Raw genomic sequence first — 22640 nt, 5'->3', positions numbered from 1 at the left:
GTTCAGGCGACCAGCGCGGCGCGCAGGGCGGACAGGTCGTCGTCCTTCAGCCCGTACGTGTGGGCCCAGTCCTGGATCGAGCCCCAGCGGTCCTTCACCAGCTCCAGCGTCCGCAGCATCATCGTCGCCTCGGGGGTCCAGTCCAGGACGGAGGCGGGGCGGGGCGGGAGGCCGAGGCGGTCGACGACGACCGAGACGCGCTCGTGGATGCGCGGCATCGCGGCGGCCGTGGCGGCGTAGTCGGCGGCGATGACCTCGTCTGGGACGCCCAGGAGGCCGAGGACCACCGCGGCCAGCACGCCGGTGCGGTCGCAGCCGGCCTCGCAGTGGAAGACGGCCGGCAGGGTCGAGGAGGTGGACAGGAGGCGGACCGTGGAGGCGAGGACGTCGCCCTTCTCGGTGAGCATCGCGACGTAGTGGCCCACGAGGTCGGCGGCGCCGCTGACGTCGGCGATCGGGGCGGAGACGTAGTCGACGGGGGCGGTCTCGACGAACCCGCGGCCCAGGTGGGCCACCTCGTACTCGCCGCGCAGGTCGATGACGGTGGCGACGCGCAGGTCCTTCAGGAGGTGGGTGGCGTCGGCGCCGGTGGCGTAGGCGAGGGAGTCGCTGCGGAAGAGGCGGCCGGGGCGGACCGCGCCGCCGGCGGCGGGCAGGCCGCCGAGGTCCCGGAAGTTGATCAGGCCTTCCAGGGTGTGGGTGGTGCGGCGGCGCCGCCAGCGTCTCCCCCGGCCGGGCTGCCAGCGCCTCACCCGGACAGGCCCGTCAGCCAGGTCCAGAACTGCATGAACCAGCCGACTTCGCGCAGGTAGGCGACGCCCGCCCCGGCCAGGAAGAGGCCGGTGAGCGCGTGGGCGCCCTTCGCGCTGCGGCGGATCCGGCCGAAGCGCTGCTCCAGGACGAGCCGGCCGACGAGCCGGGTGAGGGTGAACACACCCGCGGCGACGGCGAGGACGACCAGGAACGCGATGAACGGGCCGCTGAGGCTGCCGTCGCTGTCCAGCGCCCAGAGGCCCCAGCAGATGAACGCGATGAACGCGCCGGTGCCGGTCAGCTCCCAGCCGATCTTGAGGGTGCGGGCGCGTTCGCCGGGCTCCGGCCGGTACATGGGGCGCTCGATCTCGGGATCGGAGGGCATCATGCCGGTCGGGTCGGGCGCCGGCCGGTGCACGACCTTGGCCCGGCCGCGCATCTGCGGCACGCCGGCATCGGAGACGGCGACGCCGGTCGCGCCGGGCGACACCGGTACACCGGACACAGGCGGTGCGGAGACAGGCGGTGCGGAAACGGGCGGCGCGGAAACGGGCGGCGCGGTGTAGAACGCGGTCGGGGCCGAGGAGCCGGCGCGAAGGGCGACCAGCTCCCGCTCCAGGCGTTCGATGCGCTGGTACGCGTCGGTCTCGGTGCCCGTGACGGACGGCCTGGCCCGGCCGACGGCCCGCGACGTCTCCGACGCCTCCGGCTCGACCCAGTCGCAGCCGACGTCGGGCAGCCCGGACCGGCGCACCAGCTCCGCCAGGTGGGCCAGCCACGACGGCAGCTCGCGGGTGTCCGGGCGCTCCGCCGGGCGGTCGGCGAGCGGCGCGTGCAGGTGGTCCCGCAGGGCCGGGATGCGCTCCAGCAGCGGGTGGCGGCGCAGCACGTTCCACTGCGGCGGCGAGGCCTCCTGCGGGTTGCGCTGGTCGGTGCGGCCGTCGACCCGCGGATACGCGCCGGTGACCATGAAGTAGGCGACCGCGCCGTAGCCGTGCACGTCGTACGCGGGACCGACGTACTTCACGCCGCCGAACGCCTCCGGGCCGCCGGACTCCGGGGTGTAGGCGATCTGGGTGATCTCCTCCTCGCGGAAGTACCGGGCGCCGGTGAAGTCGATCAGGCGCACCTCGCCGGTCGCGAGGACCATGAGGTTGGACGGCTTGACGTCCATGTGCAGGACGGCCGTCGCGCCGGACTGCTGCGGGTAGTGCAGCGCCTGCAGCACCGACCCGAGCGTCTTGAGCGCGCCGACGGCGTTGAGCCGGCGGCCACCGGGCGCCATGCCGGCCCGCTGCGCGATGTACTCGCGCAGGTTGACCCCGTGCAGGTAGTCGTAGACCTGGTACGGCACGGCGTCACCCGGCGCCGGCCGCTCCCCCGGACGGTGCGGTGGCGGCCCGTAGAAGCCGTCGGCGCGCCGGCAGATGCCGCCGACACCCCGGTTGTTGAGGTCCATGAGGGCGGCGTCGCCCTTGTCCCACGAGCGCAGCTCGTCGGCGATCGGCCGCTGCGGGTCGATCCGGAAGACCTTCACGGTCATCGGCGCCGACGTCACCCCGCCGCAGATGCGCACCGCGCGATAGACGTCCGCCTGACCGCCCGAGCCCAGATGGGCGACGAGCCGATAGCGCTGGAACGTCTCGGGCAAAGGGCTCGCCGGACCACATACCAGGTCCAGCAACGCACCCTGCGTCATCGTGCGACTCCCCCCAGACAGACTTCCGCCCCCGGATACTTGCCGTCGGTCACTTCCGAGAGTAACCACGCCACGAAATCGGTCGCGCTCAGTGGAGGTCACGAGGTAGACACGACTGCGTGACCGGATACACGCTGCGCGCCGCGACACCCGCCGACCTTCCCGCCATGCGCGAGGTGATCCGGTCCAACTTCAACGGGCTCGGCGCCCCCGACCCGGGCAGCAAGCTCCACCTGGTGCTCGACCTGGCGCGGTACCTGCTGACGGAGTCGGACGGGCGGATCGTCGGCACCGCCGGCGCGCTCACCCGCGACCTCGCCGTGCCGGGTGCCGTGATCCCCGCCGCCCACGTGACCGCGGTGACCGTCTCCCCCGTGCACACCCGCCAGGGCCTGCTGCGCCGCATGATGACCGAGCAGCTCACCACCGTGCCGGAGGCGGTCGCGGTGCTGTGGGCGTCGGAGGGGCGCATCTACCAGCGGTTCGGCTACGGCCTCGCGTCGCAGAACGTCACCATCCGCGCCGACCGCCGTGAGGTCGCGATCCGCGGCACCATCGGCACCGGCGCGGGGCACCTGCGCGGCGCGGCGCCCACCGAGGTGCTCAAGGAGCTGTCCGAGGTGTACGCCCGGTCGCTCGCCGGCCGGCCCGGCCTGTCGTCCCGCAGCGACGCCTGGTGGACTGTCCTCACGACCGACCTGGAGTCCGAGCGCGACGGGCACACGGCGACGCGTGCCGTGCTGTTCGAGAACTCGGACGGGGTCGTCGACGGGTACACCCGCTACCGCGTCCGCAGCCAGTGGGACGACAACGGCCCGAAGGGCGAGGTCAACGTCGTGGAGCTGGTCGCCGCGACGCCCCACGCCTACGCCGCGCTGTGGCGCTTCCTGCTCGGCGTCGACCTCACCCGCACCGTCGTCATGGGCCTCTCCAGCGTCGACGAGCCGATCTTCCACATGGTCGACGAGCCCCGCCGCCTGGCCGGCAAGGTCGGCGACGGCCTGTGGCTGCGGATCGTGGACCTGCCCCGGGCGCTGACCTCCCGCAAGTACGCCGCCCCCGTCGACGTCGTCATCGAGGTCACCGACACCCTCCTGCCGGCGAACGCGGGCCGCTGGCGCCTGCGCGCCGGCGCCGGAGGCGCCCTGGTCAACTGCTCCCCCACCGACGCCCCCGCCGACCTCACCTGCGACATCCTCGAGCTCGGCGCCGCATACCTCGGCGGCACGACCCTCGGCACGCTCGCCGCCACCGGCCGCGTCCAGGAGCACCGCCCCGGCGCGGTCGCCGCGGCGAGCACCGCCTTCGGCTGGCACGTCGCCCCCGTATCGATCGAGATCTTCTGATCCCTCTGCTCCGGGCCCCGGAACGGGTAGGGTCTGTGCTGTGGGTGGGATCCAGCGCCGGCGGCGCCGCATGCGGCATCACCAACCGGTGACCACCGACGCCCAGCCACCCGCCATGGACGACCTGGACCCCGCCGCCGACACCGCTCCCGATGCGTCTGCGGCCGATGTACGACCAGCTGCCGCCACCCCCTCCGACGCCCCGCCGGCGGACATGCCTGCGGCGGAGCCGACGACGACGGAAGCAGCGGTGACGGAAGCGGCGACGGCTGAGCCGACGACGGCGGAAGCAGCGACGGCGGCCAAGCCCCACGCGCCCGTGCCCCGGCCGCCGATCCACCCCCCGGTCAGCACCCAGCCGACCTCCGGCCCGCCGGCCGCCGCCGCTCAGTCCGCCGTCTCCCCGGCAGATCTCGCATCGACCGGCCGCCCCTCCGGCAGCGGCCAGGACGCCCCCTCACCCCCGCTACCGCTCGGCGCTCCTCCGCTGCCCGGCAGCCCTTCACATGGGGCGGGACCGAGCGCCACGCCTCCGCAAGGGGCGGGCGCGGCACCCTCGCCGAGCGTCCTGCCTCCGCAGGGAGCGGGACCGAGCGCCGCTTCACCGCAAGGAGCAGGACCAGCGCCCGCGCCGAGCGCCACGCCTTCACAAGGACCCGAAGGCACGCCTGTGCCGAGCGTCGCCCCGACCAGCCCGGCCCCGCCGAGCCCGGCCCAGCTCGCGGAGCTGTCGGGCGCGTTCGCCATGACCGCGAACGTCCACGACCCCGAAACCGCGGACACCGACCCCCACCACCACGCCGACCGGCACCCCGGCAACCCCAGGGACGACCAGGACCGCGACCACGACCACCACCACGACACCCACCACCATCACCACCACCACGACGAGGTGGTCTCCGAACGCGGCCTACGCGGCCTCGTCGGCGGCGGCGCGTCCCAGGTGAGCGTCTCCGCCGCCATGCGCGCCCGCGACGCCGCCCGCCCCACCGACGACGACCTGGCCGCCGCCGAGCGCGACCTGCAGATCATCCGCCGCGGCTGGGTCCCCCGCGAAGAACTGACCCGCCCCGGCCACCGCCCGCGCACCTGACCGGCCGGCCCCAACGACACGCAACACAGACGTTGGTCAATGCGCAGGTTGCAGCCCTCCACACAATGGACGGCGCACGGCCACCCCACCCGCCGACAGGGCGCAGCACAGACGTTGGTCAATGCGCAGGTTTGCGGCTTTTGTCCCATAGACAGTGCGCGATCCACCCCCGTTTCAGAGATCGAATTGGGGGTGGATCGCGCAGCGTCGATTCGGAAAAAGGGGCATTTCAGGGCATTGACCAACGTCTGTACAAGAGCAGAGCAGCGCAGGGCAGAGCGGCTGTCAGGACTCGGGCAGGGGTGGCAGGACGCGGGTGGTGTCGTAGTCCAGGACCTGCGCGATCCGGCGGGCGTGCCGCTCGTTGCCGGAGAAGGACGTGGACAGGAACGCCGTCACGAGGGCGGTTGCCTCGTCGAGCGTGTGCTGGCGGGCGCCGACGGCCACGATGTTGGCGTCGTTGTGCTCGCGGCCGAGGCGGGCGGTGTCCAGGTTCCAGGCCAGGGCGGCCCTGACCCCGAGGACCTTGTTGGCCGCGATCTGCTCCCCGTTGCCCGAGCCGCCGATGACGACGCCGAGGCTGCCGGGGTCGGCGACGACGCGGGCGCCGGTGTGGAAGCAGAAGGCCGGGTAGTCGTCGTCGGGGTCGAACTTCGCCGGGCCGACGTCGACGACCTCGTAACCCTGCAGCTGCAGGGCGCCGACCAGGTGCACTTTCAGCTCATAGCCGGCATGGTCCGAACCAAGATAGACGCGCATACCGGGAAGTCTGTCAGAACTGGATCAGGCCCAGGCAGGAACCCACCACCAGGGCGAAACCGACGAAGAGCAGCCCGGACACCCATCCGGCGGTGGCGCCACCGGTGAGGCCCCAGTGCCGCCGCCGGTCCCAGACGAGGGCGGCGGCGGCAAAGGCGCCGATACCGAAGGCGGCGACCATCGCCGCGATGAAGATCTGCATGTGCACACCCCAGGCCGTAGACGAAGCGGCCTAGTGTCTACCACGATCGGGTGAAGCTACGACAGTTGGGCGACGACCAGCCCGGCGCGTGCTTTCGGGGTGAACCAGGTGCTCTTGCGGGGCATCTTCTGCCGGGCGAGGTTGACCGCGACGAAGTCGTCGACGGTGACGGGGGCGATGAGCACGGCCAGCTCGGCGCGGCCCGCGTCCACCTCGTCACGCAACCACGACGCGGGGTAGTCGCCGCCGACGTACGTGATGCGCTTGTCGCCCGGGTCGAGGCCGAGGGTCTCGGCGAAGAGCCGGCGCTCGACGAGGGCGTGGTCGAGGTTGTCGATGACGCCGCCGTCCGCGTCGCGGGGAAGCTCGATGGACCAGGCGCCGTCCCGCGTGTACAGGTGGACGCGCCCACCGGAGGCCGGCACCTCGGCGGCGTCCAGCGCGGTACCGCCGAACGACACGCCGCCGGGGAGCTCGGAGACCAGGCGGTTGTAGGGCTGGATCGCCACCGACTCGGGCGTGGTGACCACGGCGAGGAAGCGCGGGTAGCCCGCGGTCTGCGCGGCGAGGCTGCGGTGGTTGCCGTCGGCGACGACGAGCTCACCGCCGCCGGCCAGCGCCAGGAGCCGGTCGCGGGTCGTGCCGGCGCCGACGGCCCAGATCTCGTGGCTGCGGCCGGCGGGGTCGATGTCGGTGACCGCGGGGCTGCCGGCGTGGGTGACGGCCTGGGCGATGGCCGCGTGCAGCGCCTCGCCGTGCGCGGTCTGCAGCAGGAGCACCGGCGACAGCAGGTGCTGGGTGGCCTCGGCGAGGGCGACCCGCTCGCGGACCTTCTCGATGAAGACGTCCTCGTTGCGGATCACGGCGCCGGGCTCGTCGGCGCTGGTGGAGATCTGGTCGGTGGCGACCATGCACCACAGGCCGTAGGCCCGGGCGCCGTCGGGCGACGTGATCCGGTACAGCACGACCACGTCGTCGGCTGCGGTGTAGTGCCCGGCGTCCTTGGCAGCCTGGAGGCGGCTCACGGCGTCGGGAAGACTGTCGGTGAAGGAGCGGCCGACATTGTCCGGCGCCCGGTGGGGCATCTCGATGGCGAGCGCGCTGGACGGGTTGGCCGCGATGATCGCGGTGATCTCCGCGTCGTCGGCGAACTCGTCGTAATTCTGCGCGCCGGTGCCTCCGGCGGACAGCCAGGCGTGGGCGATCGGGTACGCAACCGTCATGAACGAAACGGTATAGCTCAGACATCCCGCGGGGAGGTGCGGGGGACGGTGCGTCCCGCGATGGTGGACGCGCTGACCACGACCGGTGGAGCCAGCAGCGCGATGACGTCGTCGGGCAGGTCGGGCAGCTCCTGCTTCCAGGCGCGTTCCTGCACCGTCCAGCGGGTCTCGACGGGGATGGTCGGCGTGGTCATGATGTTGAGCCCTCCGGCTTCGTTGGGTGACGTTGCACACTGCGCAACGGTGCCCAGATGCGCCGGAGTCGCACCGGCTGTGCGGCTCCATTGCAGACCCGCTCGCCGATCGACGGCATGGTTCCGTCCAGAAAATCACCAGGATGAGCAGGAGCGATCAAAGGGTGAGGTCAGACGGTCGCCGGGGTCACCCTCGTCAGCATCTTCACGATCCGCAGCGCCACCCCGTGCGGCTGGTGGCGGCGCAGCTCGACCATGTCCGCGAGGGCGTGGATGATCCGCAGCCCGCGGCCGTTCTCCGCGATGTCGGGATCCGCGGACGGCTCGGACTCCGGGGAGGCGGCGGCGACGTCGGACATCCCGATCCCCTCGTCGACGACGTCGATGACGCAGCGGTCCTCGTGGATCGTGACGGTGACCTGGTAGTCGGCGCCGGCGTGCTCTACAGCGTTGGCACAGGCCTCCCCGACGGCGAGTCCGATGTCGTCGCGGCAGTCCCGGGTGACGGAGAACACGCCCAGCGCGGCGTCGAGAACGCGGCGGGTCAGCGGGACGGTGGACCGATCGCGTGGCAACGAGAGCGTCAGCTGGATTTCCATGCCCACGGACCAGCCCTCCTTCATCGCACTGCAACGTCGTACTGATTAGATGCCCCGGCTCACGGCGACAGAAACGGGCGCCGCAACCGCTGCCGTCATATAGCGAAGCACGCATAAGATGGCTGGCATGGGGCACGACCACGATCACGACCACCACCACGCCCCGTCGGCCGACGCCGACCGGCGGCTGCTGAGTGTCGCGCTGGCGCTGATCACCGGCTTCATGGCGGTCGAGGTGACCGTCGGCGTCATGGTCGACTCGCTGGTGCTGCTGTCCGACGCGGCGCACATGCTGTCGGACGCCGCGGCGATCGCCCTCGCCCTGTTCGCGACCCGGCTGGCGGCGCGGCCGCCCTCGGGCGGGTTCACGTTCGGGCTGAAGCGCGCCGAGATCCTCTCCGCGCAGGCAAACGGGCTGACCCTGCTCCTGCTGGCCGTCTGGATCGGCTACGAGTCGGTGGTCCGGCTGGCGCACCCGCCGTCGGTGGGCGGCGGCGCGGTCCTGGTCACCGCCCTGGCGGGCGCCGCCGTCAACCTGCTGGTGGTGTGGATCCTCCGCCGGGCCGACCGCTCCAGCCTCAACGTCGAGGGCGCGTTCCAGCACGTACTGACGGACCTGTTCGCCTTCGTCGCGGCGGCCGTGGCCGGTCTGGTCGTGCTGCTCACCGGCTTCCACCGGGCCGACGCGATCGCCTCGCTGGTGGTGGCGGCGCTGATGGTGCGCTCAGGGCTCGGGCTGGTCCGCGAGTCGGGCCGGATCTTCCTGGAGGCCGCGCCGGCCGGGCTGGACCCGGCGGCGCTCGGCCGCGAGCTGGTCGGCGTGCCGGGCGTGGTCGAGCTGCACGACCTGCACGTCTGGCAGGTCACCTCCGGCTATCCGGCGCTGTCCGCGCACGTGCTGGTGGCGCCGTCGGGCGACTGCCACGCGGTGCGCGAGGCGATCGAGGAGCGGCTCCGGGAGCGGTACGCGATCGAGCACACGACGCTGCAGGTCGACCACACGCTCGACACCGAGCACTGCGCCGACTCACACGGCGCTTCCTACAAGGGGTCGGGCTGACTGGACCCGGCGGGTCACGACCCGCTCGGCCACGAACGACAGGAACGGCACCGTGCCGGCCAGCAGCACCAGCAGGGTGAAGCCGAGCTTGAACTTCGCGCGGCGGGCCAGGTCGGCGGCGAGCACCAGGTAGGCCATGTAGAGGAAGCCGTGCGCGGGGCCGACGAGCGCCACGATCGTCTCCTCGTCGGCGGCGTACTTCAGTACGGTGCCGACGGTGAGCACGACCAGCAGCACGCCGACGATCCAGGCGATGATCCGGAAGCGCACGAGCGCGTTGTTCAAGGGCACGGGAACCTCATCCTGGGAAGTCGCCGGGGCGGCGGTCGGGATTGGCGGCGAGCCAGGCCAGCATGCGGTTGTACTCGGCGAGCTCTGGATCATCGTCGGCGGTGGCGGGCCGGGGCGCGGGCCGTGCGGCCCTGGGGCGCAGCGGCTCCTGGGTCTTCACAGGCCTCGGCCCGAGGACGTCCCGGACGGCCCGCACCCACAGAAACACCACAAAAAGCGCAAACAGCGGCCACTGTACGGTGTAAGCCCAGCTCAGCATGTTGCCGGCGGCCGCCCGCTGATACTGCCAGCGACCGGCGACCAGGCACACGGCCACCCCGGCGAGCGCCAGGACGTGCCAGAGCACCCACCGAGGAGTCAGGAACCGCCGCACAGGTAGGCAGCCTACCGCTTCCGCATCAGTCGAAGACCGGCCCCACGTCGCGGGTCCGCTTGATCTCGTAGAAGCCGGGCGTGCCGGCGACCAGGAGCGTGCCGTCCCACAGCCGGCCGGCGGCCTCACCCTTCGGCGCCGGCGTGACGACCGGGCCGAAGAACGCGATCAGCTTGCCGTCCTCGCCCGGCACGTGGATGACGGGCGTGCCGACGTCCATGCCGACCGGGTTCATGCCGGCGAAGTGACTCTCCCGCAGCTGCTCGTCGAACTCGGTGGAGTCCGCGTACCCGGCGAGCTGCGCCGACAGGCCGGCCTCGACGAGCGCGGCCTCGTACAGCTCCGGGCCGAGCTCCTGCTTCTCGTGGTGGATCCGGGTGCCGAGCGCCGTGTACAGCGGGCGGAGCACGTCGTTGCCGAACTTCTGCTCGGCGGCGATCGCCAACCGGACCGGCCCCCAACCCTTGGCCAGACCCTCTTTGTATCGGTCCGGCAGATCGTCGCGACCCTCGTTGAGGATCGACAGACTCATGACATGAAACCGCACGTCAACTGGGCGAACCTGCTCCACGTGGAGCAGCCAGCGGGAGGTGATCCAGGCCCACGGGCACCGCGGGTCGAACCACATGTCTGCGATGATGCGCTCTTCTGCCATTGGCGGCGACACCTCACTCGAAAAGGCCCTACAGCAACGCTACTGAAAGAGTCGGGAATCCGATTCGATCCTTACGTCCTGTGGGTCTCGGGTGCCAGGCGAGCTTGGGGTGACCTGAGCCACTCCTCCGGTGTCCGCCATGGACGTGGAAGACTCTGAGATGGCGCCGTCGACGGGGACGGCCACAGCGAACGACAGGAGACGACACGTGGCCGGTGTACGCAACCTACGCCAGGTTGAGGCGGTCGACCGGGCCCGCCTGCTCGACGTTGCGGCGTACGACATCAGTCTCGACCTGACGGACGGCGCCGGCTACCCAGGTGAGGGCACGTTCCGCACGACCACCGAGGTGCGCTTCTCGTGCACCGAGCCGGGTGCGGAGACCTTCATCGAGCTGGCCGTCACGGAGGTGCTCAGCGCGACGCTCAACGGCGCCGTCGTGGACACGTCCGCGTGGTCCCCGCAGACCGGGCTGCGCCTGCCCGGCCTCGCCGCCACGAACATCCTCATCGTCGAGGCGATGGGCACCTACTCGACGACCGGCCAGGGGCTGCACCGCAGCGTCGACCCGGTCGACAAGGAGGTGTACCTGTACAGCCAGTTCGAGACGACCGACGCGCAGCGGGTCTACGCCTGCTTCGACCAGCCCGACCTGAAGGCCAGCTTCACGTTCCACGTGACGGCGCCGGCGCACTGGCGGGTCATCTCCAACATGGCGCCGGAGCGGCGCGACGGCCTCACGGTGCACTTCCCGCCCACGCCGCGGATGAGCACCTACGTGACGGCGATCTGCGCCGGCCCCTACCACGAGGTCCGCGACAGCCACGACGGGATCGACCTGGGCGTGTTCTGCCGCCAGTCGATGAAGCAGTACCTGGACGCCGACGACATCCTGCTGATCACCAAGCAGGGCTTCGACTTCTTCCACCAGGAGTTCGGCATCCGGTATCCGCTGCCGAAGTACGACCAGGTGTACTCGCCGGAGTTCAACGCGGGCGCGATGGAGAACTTCGGCTGCGTCGTGCACGCCGAGCAGCACTACATCTTCCGCTCCCCCGTCACCGACTTCGAGTACGAGCAGCGCGCCAACACGATCCTGCACGAGCTCGCCCACATGTGGTTCGGCGACCTCGTCACCATGCGCTGGTGGGACGACCTGTGGCTCAACGAGTCGTTCGCGGAGTGGGCCAGCCACTGGTGCAACACCCGCGCGACCCGCTTCACCGACGCGTGGACGACGTTCCTGTCCATCCGCAAGAACTGGGGCTACCGGCAGGACCAGCTGTCCTCCACCCACCCCGTCTACTGCGAGATGCCCGACGTCGAGGCGGTCGAGGTCAACTTCGACGGCATCACCTACGCCAAGGGCGCGAGCGTCGTCAAGCAGCTCGTCGCGTACGTGGGGATCGAGGCCTTCACGACCGGCCTCCGCGCGTACTTCCAGCAGCACCAGTGGGGCAACGCCACGTTCGACGACCTGCTGTCGGCCCTGGAGACCGCCTCCGGCAAGGAGCTGCGCAAGTTCGCCGCGCAGTGGCTGGAGACCGCGCAGGTCAACACCCTGCGCCCCGAGCTGACCATCGCCGCCGACGGCACGTATGAGCAGGTCGTCGTCGTGCAGGAGGCGCCCGCCGCCTACCCGACGCTGCGCACCCACCGCATCGGCATCGGCCTGTACGACGTGACCGACGCCGGCCTGATCCGCCGCGAGCTGGTCGAGGCCGACGTCGACGGCGAGCGCACCGAGATCACCACCCTCGCCGGCCGCCCCGCCGCCGACGTCCTGCTGCTCAACGACGACGACCTCACGTACGCGAAGCTGCGCCTGGACCCGCGCTCGATGGACACCGTCGCCGACCACATCCTCGGCATGGACAACTCCCTGGCCCGGGCGCTGGTCTGGACCGCGGCGTGGGACATGGTCCGCGACGCCGAGCTCGCCGTGCGCGACTACATCAAGCTGGTCGCTTCGGGCCTGCCCGCCGAGCGCGACATCAACCTGGTCACCGCGACCATCCGGCAGGCGCAGTCGGCGCTCGTCTTCTACGCCGACCCCGCCTGGGCCCCGGAGGGCTGGCGCGTCCTCGCCGCCACCGCCCGGGTCGCCCTCCGCAACGCCGAGCCCGGCAGCGGCTTCCAGCTCGCCTGGGCCCGCTCGTTCGCCGCGGCCGCCCGTACCCCCGAAGACCTCGCGGTGCTGACGGGCTGGCTGGACGGCGTCGACGTCCCCTCCGGTCTCACCATCCAGGCGGACCTGCGCTGGGGCATCCTGCACGCCCTCATCGCCAACGGCGCGGCCGACCCGGCCCAGATCGAGACCGAGCTCGACCGCGACCGCACCGCCAGCGGCGAGCGCCAGGCCGCTCTCGCCCGCGCCCTCGTCCCGACCGCCGAGGCGAAGGCCGAGACCTGGCGCCGCCTGGTCGAGGACCACCACCTGCCGAACTGGCTGCAGCGGTCGCTGCTGCAGGGCTTCCAGCACTCGGCGCAGGTGTCCCTCACCGCCCCGTTCCTGCCCGCGTTCTTCGACGCCCTGACGACCGTCTGGGAGAACCGCGACTCGGAGCCGGCCGCCGAGTTCGTCGAGCTCGGCTACCCGTCGTTCCAGGTCAGCGAGGACACGGTCGCCCGCACGGAGGCGTGGCTCGCCGAGCCCGGCCGGCCCGCGCCGCTGCGCCGCCTGGTCGGCGAGGGCCGCGACGGCATCGTCCGCGCCCTGAAGGCCCGCGCCAAGGACGCCGCCGCCGACTGACCCGCTCCCCCCGCCCCGTGATCCGGAAGACTTTGTGTCGCCCTGACAGCGCAAGGTCTTCCGGATCACGGGGCAAACGCGAGCGCCTGCGAGCCGCGAAGGCTGGGCTGAATTCCGTGATCCGGAAGACTTTGTGTCGCCCCGACAGCACAAAGTCTTCCGGATCGTTGGCAGCGGCGGCCTCGGGGCTTATTGCCCGTGATCCGGAAGAGTTTGGGTCGGGCTGACAGACGCGTGGAGGGGCGGAAAACGCCGAACGCGCGGCGGATCCTCTGAAAGAGGGCCCGCCGCGCGTGTGTAAGCAGCGGTCAGTGGCGGCCGGCGTGGTCGGCGAGCTGGGACAGGCCGGCGACCAGGCCGCCGGCGAGGTCGCCGCCGCCGAAGGCGGCCGCCATGGACAGGGCGGCCAGCTTGGCCGCGCGGTCCGGGAGGCGGCGGCGCGCCTCGCCGCCGGTGATGATCTCAAGGATGCGCTGGTTGGGCGACACCGCGATGAGCACGGAGTGCGGCGGGTCGGCGAGCTGGCCGTGCAGCTGCTCGGCGTGGCCGCGGACGGGCTCGTCGAGGTCGCCGACGTAGATGCTGAAGGTGAGGCCGGTCGAGGAGTCGGCCAGGCGCAGCGCCTCGTCGAGGCGCAGCAGCTGGCGCGTGGTGAACGGCCCGTTGAGGACGTCGGGCTGGCCCTTCAGGCCAGCTCCGTTACCACCGGTCACTTGCGCCTCCCATGGCGTGCGGCTGCGCCCGGTCGCCGGACCACTCGGTCACGGCCGGCGCACCCGCGGTCAGCTCGGCCCGCCGCGCGCCGGTGAGCTCGCGGGCCTTGGCCGCCTGCGTCACCTGCTCGGGCACGGACAGGAACCAGACCGGCGTGAACTCGAACGGCCGGCCCGGCCGGTAGCGCCGGGCGCGCCGGGCACCGCCGGCGTAGTTGGCGCCCGCGATGAGCACGATGACCACGGCCGGGATGCCGGCGAAGATCAGCGTCGTCTCGATGATGGACAAGCTCAACGCCCCCAGGCGTCGAAGGGACTAAAAGACCGGCTTCACGTTAGCGGTCCACGATGACCAGCGCGTTGCCGGGGGTCTTGCCGATCTTCGCAGACGATACCGTCGGGGCCATGGACCTCAGCCGCCAGTATGCCGAAACGCGTGACGCACAGGACCCGATCGGTCACTTCCGCGCGCGTTTCCACATCGCCGACGAGCAGCTCGTGTACTTCGACGGCAACTCGCTCGGCCGGCTTCCGCTCACGACGCGTGACCGGCTGCGTGACGCGGTCGACCAGGAGTGGGGCGGCGAGCTCGTCCGCGGCTGGGACAGGTGGATCGACCTGGCCGGACAGGCCGGTGACGTGATCGCCGAGGGGGTGCTGGGCGTCGACCAGGGCGAGGTCGTCCTGTCCGACTCGTCCAGCGTCAACCTGTACAAGCTGGCCTCCGCGGCGCTGGACGCGAACCCCGGCAGACGCGTCATCGTGACCGACGACGACAACTTCCCCACCGACCGTTACGTGCTGGAGGGCCTGGCGTCGGCGCGGGGCCTCGAGCTGCGGGTCGTGCCGACCGACATCGACGAGGGCATCGACCCGGCGCGGGTCGCCCGGGCGCTGGACGACGACGTGGCGCTGGTGTGCCTGTCGCACGTGGCATACCGGTCGGGTGCGATCGCCGACATGGTGGCGATCACCACTGCCGCGCACCGGGTGGGGGCCCTCACACTGTGGGATCTGTGCCACTCCGCCGGTTCGGTGCCGGTGCCGCTGCGGGAGTCGGGGGCGGACCTGGCGGTCGGGTGCACGTACAAGTACCTCAACGCGGGGCCCGGCGCTCCGGCGTTCCTGTACGTGCGGCGCGACCTGCAGCAGCGGCTGCGGCAGCCGATCTGGGGCTGGTTCGGCCAGCGGGACCAGTTCGCCATGGGCGCCGGCTACGACCCGGTCGAGTCGATCGGGCGCTTCCAGGTCGGCACGCCACCGATCCTCGGTGGATACGCCGCGCTGGAGGGCGCCAGGATCACCGCCGAGGCCGGCATCCGGAGCCTGTACGACAAGAGCGCCGAGCTCACCTCGTACGCCATCCGACTCAGCGACGGGCTGACGCTGGCCTCCCCCGTGGATCCGGCACGGAGGGGCTCGCACGTGACCTTCCACCACCCGCAGGCGTGGCAGATCTGCCAGGCGCTGAAGGCGGCCGGGGTCGTCCCCGACTTCCGGACCCCGGAGCGGCTACGGATCGGGCTGGCGCCGCTCTACACCCGCTTCGTGGACGTGTGGGAGGGCATGGCGCGGCTGCGCGGCATCCTGACCAGCGGCTCCTACCGTGAGTTCGCAGCAGCCGCCGGCCGGGTGACGTGATGCGGTCAGGCGGCAAGCTGCTGGCTGTCCATCGGCATGTCGAGCCAGTCGGCCCAGCGCGGGTCGGGGGTGCGGTGACCGAGGACCCGCCACGCGACGCCCTTGGGCGCATGCGGGCTGGCAAGCAAACGCCAGCCGAGTTCGGCTGGCGTTTTGTCACCTTTGGTGTGGTTGCAGCGGGCGCAGGCGGCGACCACGTTGTCCCAGGCGTGCCGCCCGCCACGGCTGCGTGGCATCACGTGGTCGATGGTCTCGGCCGGGCCGCGGCAGTAGGCGCACCGCCAGCCGTCGCGGGCGAAGATGCCCCGGCGCGACAGGCCTATGTGCGTGCGGTACGGAACTCGCACGTAGCGCGTGAGCCTGACCACGGAAGGCACGGGAAGCTCGTTCATCGCACTGTGCAGGATGCCCTCACCGTCAGCGACGCAGACCGCCTTCGAAGTGAGGACCAGGATGGTGGCACGTCTGACAGACACGACACACAGCGGCTCGTAGGTGGCATTCAAAACCAGCGCACCCGATACTCGTGCGGGTCGTATGTCAGGCATCGCCGTCCCCCTAGTGCGTGAAGGAAACTCCCTGGAGAAGGTCTGTATGGCGGGCCACCGAGGTGGGGGTCCGTGCGCTAATCGTCCCTGATAGATCCTCGGATTGCACGTACTATTTGCGGCCGGCGAGTGAACCTTCGCCCACCGCACCGAGTGTTTGTGTGGACTTCCCCCGGTTCGCACCGTTTGCAAGGAGTGCTTGTTGAGCAGCGTGCTCGCCCTCGCGCCAACCCCGGCGCCCGCGCCCGATCCCACTCCGAGCTGCTCAGACAACGGGTTCTGCGAGTTCGTCTACGAGCAGACGAAGATCACCTGGTTGGCCGAGAGCAGCTACTGGGTGCTGGTCAAGCCGCTGACCATCGTGCTGATCATCGTCCTCGCGTTCCTGGTCCGCTGGGTGATCCACCGGGCGATCGACCGCCTCATCAGGCACACGGTCTCGGACAACGAGACCGGCGGCTCGCTGCTGCGCCCGCTGCGCCGGCGGCTGCCCAACGCACTGACCGCGCCGTGGGAGCGGCGCAACCAGCGGGCCCGGGCGCTCGGCTCGGTGCTGCGCAGCATCGCCTCGGCGGTCGTGTTCAGCATCGCGGCCATGCTGGTGCTCGGTGAGATCGGCCTCAACCTGGGGCCGCTGCTGGCCAGCGCCGGGATCGCCGGCCTGGCGATCGGCTTCGGCGCGCAGAACCTGGTGAAGGACTTCATCGCCGGCCTGTTCATGCTCCTGGAGGACCAGTACGGCATCGGGGACGTGGTCGACATCGGCGAGACCGTGGGCACCGTCGAGGCGGTCGGCCTGCGGATCACCACGATCCGGGACGCGGGCGGCGTCGTCTGGTACGTGCGCAACGGCGAGATCGTCCGGGTCGGCAACAAGAGCCAGGGCTGGGCCGTGGTGAACATCGACGTGCCGGTCGGGTTCGTCGCGGTCGACCAGGCCACCGCGGTGCTGCGCGAGGCTGCCACGACGGTCGCGGAGGACCCCGACTTCGTCGACGACTTCATCGACCCGCCCACCGTGCTGGGGGTCGAGCAGCTCACGGTCGAGGGCGCCGTGCTGCGCACGACCGTCAAGACGTCGACCGAGGCGCAGTGGCGCGTCGGCCGGGAGCTGCGGCGACGGCTCACCGAGGCCCTGGAGAAGGCCGGGATCACGGCGCAGATCAACGCCTCGCGCATGTTCATCCGCCCGCCTGCGGACGGCGGCCCCGACGGCGGCCCGGGCGGACCGACCTGACTCTGACCATACCGATGGTTTTGCCCGATCTTGCGGTCACTTGCGGCCAGCCCACTGGGTAGGGTCGCGCATCGGGTGGCTAGTCGGTTATCGTCCGTTCGTTCAGGTGCATCGCTGCACAGTGTCCCGGTCCGGCGTCGTTCGACCCCTCTCGACGCCGACAAAGGCCGGCTCGGCCGCGCCCGCGAACGCTCGACGCCGCTGTCGTGACCGATGGAAAGGGGGCTCCACCGGTGTCTGATCCCGACGAGTCCGCCGAACGCCCGGCCGGCGCCTGGGAGGTGCTGGCCGACCGCGAGTACCGTGCGGTGTTCACCGCCAGCGCACTGTCCTGGTTCGGCGACAGCGCCGCCCGGGCGGCCGTCATCGCGCTGGTCTACCAGCGCACGGAGTCACCGATCGCGTCGGCGGCGGCGTTCGCGATCAGCTACCTGCCGTGGCTCGGCATCGGCGCGGTGCTGTCGGCGATCACCGAGCGGCACTCGTACCGCAAGATCATGATCCTGTCGGACCTGATCCGGATGGGCATCATGACCGCGCTCGCGGTCTTCGGCGGCCTGCCGGTCGGCGCCCTGATCGGCCTGCTGTTCATCAGCGCGCTGCTGAGCCCCCCGTTCGACAGCGCCCGCTCCGCCCTGCTGCCGCGCATCCTGCAGGGTGAGCGGTACGTCACCGCGCTGACCCTGCAGCGCACGTCCGGCCAGTTCGCGCTCATCGCCGGGTATGCGGTGGGCGCCGCGCTGACCGCCGTCGACGCCCGGTACGCGCTGCTGCTCAACGCCGCCAGCTTCGGCCTCTCCGCCCTCCTGGTGGCGGTCCGGGTGCAGGAGCGCACGCCGAGCCTCACCGCCGACAAGCGCACCAACCTGCTGCGGGAGAGCGCCGAGGGCTACACGGTCGTGTTCCGCTCGCCGGTGATGCGCTCGATCGCGCTCATCGTCTTCTGCGGGGTCTGCTTCGGCGTCGTGCCCGAGGGTCTCGCCGCGGCCTGGTCAGCCGACCTCGCCGGCGGCCCCAACGCCGTCTACCTCGGCACGATCATGGTCGCCGCGGCGGTCGGCTTCGTCGCCGGCAGCATCGTGATGACCTGGCTGGTCAAGCCGCAGCGCCGCAACGCCTTCATCCGGCCGTTCTCCCTGCTCACGCCCCTGGCGCTGGTGCCGGCGCTGTTCGACCTCAACATCTACGGGGTCCTCGCGATGACCCTGATCTCCGGCGCCGCCCTGTCGGGGACCCTGCCGGCCACCAACGGGCTGTTCGTGCAGGTGTTGCCGCCGGCGTACCGGGCGCGCGCGTTCGGCGTGATGCAGAGTGGCGTGCACCTCATCCAGGGCGGCTCGATCCTCTTCACGGGCTGGCTCGCCACCCACAACCCGCTGCCGCAGGTGGTCGGCTACTTCGCGATCGCGGGCGTGGTCGTGATGGCGGTCATCGTCGCCACCTGGCCGGCCCACGCCACGATCGCCGACGCCGTCGCCGCCAACAAGGTCCAGGTCGCGGCCGACGCGCACGCCGCCAGCCCCGGCGCCGACGAGGACTTCGGCGAGGTCACCATCGACCTCGGCCGCGCGCCGCTCGCGGCCCGCCGCTCGCGCCCGTCGCCCGGTCCGGCACAGCGCCGGACGCCCAGTGCCGAATCCAGGGCCGAATCCAGGGCCGAATCCAGCGCCGACCCCGACGCCGCGGAGCGCGGCCCGGCGCAGCGCCGGATGCCGGTCTCCGACCCGGAGGAGCGCACGGTCGACCTCAGCGAGCGCACGACGGACCTCGGTGCGCTCCCGCCGCGCTCGTTGAGCCGCGGTCGCGGCATAGTTGACGGGTGACGTCCTCCCCGAACTTCTACGAGCTCGTCGGCGGCGAGCCGACGTTCCGCAAGCTGGTCGACGAGTTCTATGCCGGCGTGGCCGACGACCCGATCCTGCGACCGCTGTATCCGGAAGAGGACCTGGGGCCGGCGAACGAACGGTTCCGCCTCTTCCTGATCCAGTACTGGGGCGGCCCCAGCACCTATTCGGAGGCCCGTGGCCACCCCCGGCTGCGGATGCGGCACGCGCCGTTCGTGATCGGCCCGGCCGAGCGCGACGCGTGGCTGCGGCAGATGCGGCGGGCGGTCGACGCGATCGCCCTGGAGCCCGAGGCCGAGGCCGTGCTGTGGGAGTACCTGGAGCGCGCCGCGCACTTCATGGTCAACGCCCCTGAGGACGGCCATATCGGACACATCGTGTCTTAGGTAACTTTCCTTCGTTAGTGGGGTATGCGCCCCATGTTGGGCGCTTCCCCTGGCACTGACGAAGGAGCCGCACGTATGCGCCGACGATTGATCGCCGCCGCCGCTACCGCACTGGCCGCGCTCGCGGTCGCGATCCCCGCCTCGGCGGCGCTGAACCACGCCACGACCGTGTCGACGAACCCCGCCGACAACACGCCGAACGTCCTGGACGGCGAGGTGCGCGCGTTCGCGCTCGTCGGGGACGTCGTCGTGGTGGGCGGCGACTTCACCACCGTCGTCCCGGCCGGGAAGAGCGCGAAGCTCAAGCGCAAGAACATCTTCGCGTACCGGGTGGCCACCGGCGAGATCCTGCCGTTCGCGCCGGAGGCCGACGACGCGGTCCTCACGCTCGCCGCCGGGCCAAACAACACCGTCTACGCCGGCGGCGCGTTCAAGAAGATCGGCGGCGGTGCGCAGCGTGGCCTCGCGCAGCTCAGCCTCGCCGACGGCAAGCGGGTGCCGGCGTTCACCGGTGAGATCAACTGGGGCGACCTGCGCAGCCTCGTCACGTACGGGCCGTGGCTCTTCGCCGCCGGCTCGTTCTCCTCCATCGGCGGCCAGAAGCGGGCCGGGCTGGCCCGTCTCAACGCCACCAGCGGCCTCGCCGACACGACGTTCGACGCCAGGCTCGCCGCGCCGAACCTGACCCGGGTCAAGCTCGAGGACCTGGCGATCAGCCCCGACGGCAACCGGCTCGCCGCCGTGGGCGCCGTGGAGCAGGCGTTCGGCCAGTACCGCGCCCAGCTGGTCGTCATCGAGAACGCGTCGAACTCGGCCCGGCTCGCCGACTGGTACACCGACGTCTACACCAAGCCGTGCCGCGCCGGCTTCGAGACCTACCTGCGGGGCGTCGACTTCGACCCGACCGGCACCTACGCCACGGTCGTCACGACCGGCCGCAAGTGGGGCGACCACCTCATGTGCGACACCGCCGCCCGCTTCGACCTGCGCGGCACCGGCCTGCACAAGCCGATCTGGACCAACTGGACCGGCGGCGACTCGCTGTACTCCGTCGCCGACACCGGCGCGGCCGTGTACGTCGGCGGCCACCAGCGCTGGATGGACAACCCGTTCGGCAAGGAGACCGCCGGCAAGGGCGCGGTCAGCCGGCCCGGTATCGCCGCGATCAGCCCGGTGAGCGGCAAGGCCACCTCGTTCAACCCCAAGCGGGAGCCGCGGGGCGTCGGCGCCAGGGCGCTGCTCGCGACCCCGTACGGCCTCCTGGTCGGCTCCGACACGGAGAAGATCGGCGGCGAATGGCACGCCAGGCTGGCGATGCTCCCCTTGTAGACGTATCTGGTTCGCACGGCCCCCGTCTTGTTGGACGGGGGCCGTTTTCGTGTGTGCGCGTGGCCACACTCTCCGCGACGACCAGTCGAATGTCGGACACGCGTCGGTGCACGCGGCTACGGCGGCGAATAGTTTTGAGGAGCATGGATGCGAAGGGACGGAACCAATGGCATCGCAGGGCTATCGCGACTGGATCAGAGCCGGCCGGCCGTACACCCTGATCCGCCCGGCACGAGCGGTCCAGGCGGCGCTGCTCAAGCACGGCATCACCGTCTGGGACTTCCCGGACGAGGGCCACCAGAAGGCAGAGCCGCCCGAGGACCACACGCCCTACTCGACGACGGGCTTCCCGGGCCAGAACCAGCGCTGGAACGCCCGCGGCCTGGACATCATGCCGCGCTCGGACTCCAAGGCGCACCGCAAGGAAAACGCCGACATCGCCCGTCAGATGATCCGCGACCGCGACGCCGGCGTGCCGGGCGCCATGTGGATCAAGTACATCAACTGGACCGACGAGGACGGCGCCTGCCGCCAGGAGCGGTGGACGAGCAGGAGCAACCAGTTCCAGCGGACCACCCGGTCCTCGACCGACAGCGGACACGTGCACGTCTCGGGCCGGTCCGACGCCGACAACGACGCCCGAGCCGACGGCTACGACCCACTCGCCCGCATGCGCGGTATGACAGGAGACGACATGAACCTCGGCGACCGGATCACAATCCCGCTGTACGAGGCGCCCGACGGCGTTCCGCTGCCGACCGGGCCCGAGACGCTCGACGTGGCGACGATCCTCGGTGGCGCCCACCGCCGGGCGTACATCGCCATGCACCTCGCCCAGCAGGCCCGTGACGAGGCCCGGGCCGCGTCCGTGGCGGACGCGCAGCGGGACCAGGCGGCGATCGCCGCCATCCAGGCGCTGACCGCGATCATCCAGGCCGGCGGCGGGACCGTCGACACCGCGCCGATCCTCGCCGAGATCCGCGCGGTCCGCGAGGAGACCCATGCCGAGGTGACCCGGCTGCAGGAGGAGATCAACGCGCTGAAGGCGCAGAACGAGTCGCTCGCCACGGCCCTGGCGGCCGCGAACAAGGACTGAAAAACAGTTCGGCCCCGGTCCTTCTGGACCGGGGCCGAACTGTCCTACATGGGGTGACTGATGGGATTTGAACCCACGACACCCGGGACCACAACCCGGTGCTCTGCCAACTGAGCTACAGCCACCATGAACGTGCTCGCCAATAATAGGGCATGAGCACGGGCATACGTCGACTGGGTTAGCGCGCGCCGGTGTCGGTTTCCCGGCTCAACTCCGCCCCGATCGCCTTCGCCGCCTCCACGTCCGGCCCCGGCAGCGGCACGAACAGCGTCCGGCGGTAGTACTCGAGCTCCCGGATGCTCTCCCGGATGTCCGCGAGCGCCCGGTGGGCGAGGCCCTTCGGCGGCTGGCCGAAGTACACCCGCGGGTACCACCGGCGGCACAGCTCCTTGATCGAGGACACGTCGATCATCCGGTAGTGCAGGTGGTTGTCGAGCCGCGGCATGTCCCGCGCCAGGAACCCCCGATCGGTGGCGATCGAGTTGCCACACAGCGGCGCGGTGCGCGGATCGGGCACGTGGGCCGTGATGTAGTCCATGACGAGGTCCTCCGCCTCCGCCACGGTGACCGCCGACGCCCGCACCGCGTCGGTGAGCCCCGACTTGGCGTGCATGTCGCGCACCACGTCGAGCATGCCGTCCAGCAGCGCGTCCTCCGCGTGGATCACCACGTCGACGCCCTCGCCCAGCACGTTGAGATCCGGGTCCGTGACCAGCGCCGCCACTTCGATCAGCGCGTCCTTCCCCAGATCGAGCCCCGTCATCTCACAGTCGATCCAGACCAAAAGATCACCCACGCCCCACAGCCTAGTGTTCATCTGGCCGACTTCTCACACTCCACATCTCCT

The 22640-nt window shown here is 71.2% G+C and carries 24 protein-coding genes and 1 tRNA gene; 10 read left to right on the top strand and 15 right to left on the bottom strand.

What is annotated here, in order from left to right; translation table 11 throughout:
- Window positions 1-2: 2 nt before the first annotated feature.
- Window positions 3-752 carry a tyrosine-protein phosphatase gene (locus tag ABZ321_RS38910; RefSeq protein WP_344501484.1) on the bottom strand — a complete coding sequence of 250 codons (750 nt, stop codon included), beginning with the start codon at window positions 750-752 and terminating at the stop codon, window positions 3-5.
- A complete protein-coding gene (locus ABZ321_RS38905) occupies window positions 749-2452 on the bottom strand; it encodes a hypothetical protein (protein WP_354900567.1) in 1704 nt (567 codons plus the stop codon). The genes ABZ321_RS38910 and ABZ321_RS38905 overlap by 4 nt, the downstream gene beginning before the upstream one ends.
- A gap of 119 nt (window positions 2453-2571) precedes the next feature.
- Here ABZ321_RS38905 and ABZ321_RS38900 point away from each other — a divergent pair, with 119 nt between their 5' ends.
- Both ABZ321_RS38900 and ABZ321_RS38895 read left to right on the top strand, forming a co-directional pair.
- A complete protein-coding gene (locus ABZ321_RS38900; protein ID WP_354900565.1) occupies window positions 2572-3798 on the top strand; it encodes a GNAT family N-acetyltransferase in 1227 nt (408 codons plus the stop codon).
- 670 nt (window positions 3799-4468) lie between these two features.
- Window positions 4469-4891 carry a hypothetical protein gene (locus ABZ321_RS38895; protein WP_344501487.1) on the top strand — a complete coding sequence of 141 codons (423 nt, stop codon included), beginning with the start codon at window positions 4469-4471 and terminating at the stop codon, window positions 4889-4891.
- 285 nt (window positions 4892-5176) lie between these two features.
- Here ABZ321_RS38895 and ABZ321_RS38890 read toward each other — a convergent pair whose 3' ends face one another.
- The 5 genes from ABZ321_RS38890 to ABZ321_RS38870 form a co-directional block, all read right to left on the bottom strand.
- Window positions 5177-5650 carry a ribose-5-phosphate isomerase gene (locus ABZ321_RS38890; protein WP_344501488.1) on the bottom strand — a complete coding sequence of 158 codons (474 nt, stop codon included), beginning with the start codon at window positions 5648-5650 and terminating at the stop codon, window positions 5177-5179.
- A 13-nt stretch (window positions 5651-5663) separates the two neighbouring features.
- Window positions 5664-5852: a hypothetical protein gene (locus tag ABZ321_RS38885; protein ID WP_344501489.1), complete on the bottom strand. Its 189-nt coding sequence runs from the start codon at window positions 5850-5852 to the stop codon at window positions 5664-5666.
- A 56-nt stretch (window positions 5853-5908) separates the two neighbouring features.
- Entirely contained in the window at window positions 5909-7075 is a 1167-nt protein-coding gene (locus ABZ321_RS38880; RefSeq protein ID WP_354900562.1) for a DUF1015 family protein, read from the bottom strand.
- A gap of 17 nt (window positions 7076-7092) precedes the next feature.
- Window positions 7093-7269: a hypothetical protein gene (locus ABZ321_RS38875; RefSeq protein ID WP_344501491.1), complete on the bottom strand. Its 177-nt coding sequence runs from the start codon at window positions 7267-7269 to the stop codon at window positions 7093-7095.
- A gap of 170 nt (window positions 7270-7439) precedes the next feature.
- Window positions 7440-7868 (bottom strand): ATP-binding protein, encoded by a 429-nt coding sequence (locus tag ABZ321_RS38870; protein WP_354900590.1) that lies wholly within the window; start codon window positions 7866-7868, stop codon window positions 7440-7442.
- Window positions 7869-7995: 127 nt separating this feature from the next.
- Here ABZ321_RS38870 and ABZ321_RS38865 point away from each other — a divergent pair, with 127 nt between their 5' ends.
- Complete coding sequence (locus ABZ321_RS38865; RefSeq protein WP_344501493.1) at window positions 7996-8928, top strand: cation diffusion facilitator family transporter; 933 nt, start codon at window positions 7996-7998, stop codon at window positions 8926-8928.
- Here ABZ321_RS38865 and ABZ321_RS38860 read toward each other — a convergent pair.
- The 3 genes from ABZ321_RS38860 to ABZ321_RS38850 are packed head-to-tail and all read right to left on the bottom strand — an operon-like array spanning window position 8896 to window position 10247.
- A complete protein-coding gene (locus ABZ321_RS38860) occupies window positions 8896-9213 on the bottom strand; it encodes a DUF3817 domain-containing protein (protein WP_344501899.1) in 318 nt (105 codons plus the stop codon). The two genes, ABZ321_RS38865 and ABZ321_RS38860, sit on opposite strands and share 33 nt — an antisense overlap.
- Window positions 9214-9226: 13 nt before the next feature.
- A complete protein-coding gene (locus ABZ321_RS38855; protein ID WP_344501494.1) occupies window positions 9227-9592 on the bottom strand; it encodes a hypothetical protein in 366 nt (121 codons plus the stop codon).
- A gap of 25 nt (window positions 9593-9617) precedes the next feature.
- A complete protein-coding gene (locus ABZ321_RS38850; protein ID WP_354900559.1) occupies window positions 9618-10247 on the bottom strand; it encodes a disulfide bond formation protein DsbA in 630 nt (209 codons plus the stop codon).
- A 160-nt stretch (window positions 10248-10407) separates the two neighbouring features.
- Here ABZ321_RS38850 and pepN point away from each other — a divergent pair, with 160 nt between their 5' ends.
- The gene (gene pepN / locus ABZ321_RS38845) at window positions 10408-12999 is read left to right on the top strand and encodes an aminopeptidase N (RefSeq protein ID WP_354900588.1); all 2592 of its coding nucleotides are present in this window, start codon (window positions 10408-10410) and stop codon (window positions 12997-12999) included.
- Window positions 13000-13307: 308 nt separating this feature from the next.
- Here pepN and ABZ321_RS38840 read toward each other — a convergent pair whose 3' ends face one another.
- Both ABZ321_RS38840 and ABZ321_RS38835 read right to left on the bottom strand, forming a co-directional pair.
- Entirely contained in the window at window positions 13308-13712 is a 405-nt protein-coding gene (locus ABZ321_RS38840) for a DUF5130 family protein (protein ID WP_354900557.1), read from the bottom strand.
- The gene (locus ABZ321_RS38835; RefSeq protein ID WP_344501497.1) at window positions 13699-14001 is read right to left on the bottom strand and encodes a hypothetical protein; all 303 of its coding nucleotides are present in this window, start codon (window positions 13999-14001) and stop codon (window positions 13699-13701) included. Before ABZ321_RS38835 ends, ABZ321_RS38840 begins: the two co-directional genes overlap by 14 nt.
- 116 nt (window positions 14002-14117) lie before the next feature.
- Between ABZ321_RS38835 and kynU the strand changes: the two genes are divergently transcribed.
- On the top strand, window positions 14118-15353 hold the full coding sequence (gene kynU / locus ABZ321_RS38830) for a kynureninase (protein ID WP_354900555.1): 1236 nt from the start codon (window positions 14118-14120) through the stop codon (window positions 15351-15353).
- Between the two features lie 5 nt (window positions 15354-15358).
- Here the strand turns inward: kynU and ABZ321_RS38825 are convergent, their stop codons facing one another.
- Entirely contained in the window at window positions 15359-15901 is a 543-nt protein-coding gene (locus tag ABZ321_RS38825) for an HNH endonuclease (RefSeq protein ID WP_344501499.1), read from the bottom strand.
- A 199-nt stretch (window positions 15902-16100) separates the two neighbouring features.
- Between ABZ321_RS38825 and ABZ321_RS38820 the strand changes: the two genes are divergently transcribed.
- The 5 genes from ABZ321_RS38820 to ABZ321_RS38800 all read left to right on the top strand — a co-directional run bounded on the left by ABZ321_RS38820 (window position 16101) and on the right by ABZ321_RS38800 (window position 21793).
- Window positions 16101-17138, top strand: coding sequence for a mechanosensitive ion channel family protein (locus tag ABZ321_RS38820; protein ID WP_344501500.1), 1038 nt, complete (start codon window positions 16101-16103; stop codon window positions 17136-17138).
- Between the two features lie 233 nt (window positions 17139-17371).
- On the top strand, window positions 17372-18961 hold the full coding sequence (locus ABZ321_RS38815) for an MFS transporter (protein ID WP_354900553.1): 1590 nt from the start codon (window positions 17372-17374) through the stop codon (window positions 18959-18961).
- On the top strand, window positions 18958-19368 hold the full coding sequence (locus tag ABZ321_RS38810) for a globin (protein ID WP_344501502.1): 411 nt from the start codon (window positions 18958-18960) through the stop codon (window positions 19366-19368). Before ABZ321_RS38815 ends, ABZ321_RS38810 begins: the two co-directional genes overlap by 4 nt.
- A 75-nt stretch (window positions 19369-19443) precedes the next feature.
- A complete protein-coding gene (locus tag ABZ321_RS38805; RefSeq protein ID WP_344501503.1) occupies window positions 19444-20697 on the top strand; it encodes a delta-60 repeat domain-containing protein in 1254 nt (417 codons plus the stop codon).
- Between the two features lie 166 nt (window positions 20698-20863).
- Window positions 20864-21793, top strand: a complete 930-nt coding sequence (locus ABZ321_RS38800) for a hypothetical protein (protein ID WP_344501504.1) — start codon at window positions 20864-20866, stop codon at window positions 21791-21793.
- Between the two features lie 49 nt (window positions 21794-21842).
- Here the strand turns inward: ABZ321_RS38800 and ABZ321_RS38795 are convergent.
- Window positions 21843-21918: transfer RNA gene (locus ABZ321_RS38795), tRNA-His, on the bottom strand.
- Window positions 21919-21971: 53 nt separating this feature from the next.
- Window positions 21972-22610, bottom strand: coding sequence for an oligoribonuclease (orn, locus tag ABZ321_RS38790; protein WP_344501505.1), 639 nt, complete (start codon window positions 22608-22610; stop codon window positions 21972-21974).
- Window positions 22611-22640: the final 30 nt, after the last annotated feature.

Source organism: Dactylosporangium sp. NPDC006015 (genome assembly GCF_040614215.1).
Classification (GTDB): domain Bacteria; phylum Actinomycetota; class Actinomycetes; order Mycobacteriales; family Micromonosporaceae; genus Dactylosporangium; species Dactylosporangium maewongense.
This window is presented reverse-complemented; position numbering and strand designations above follow the sequence as displayed.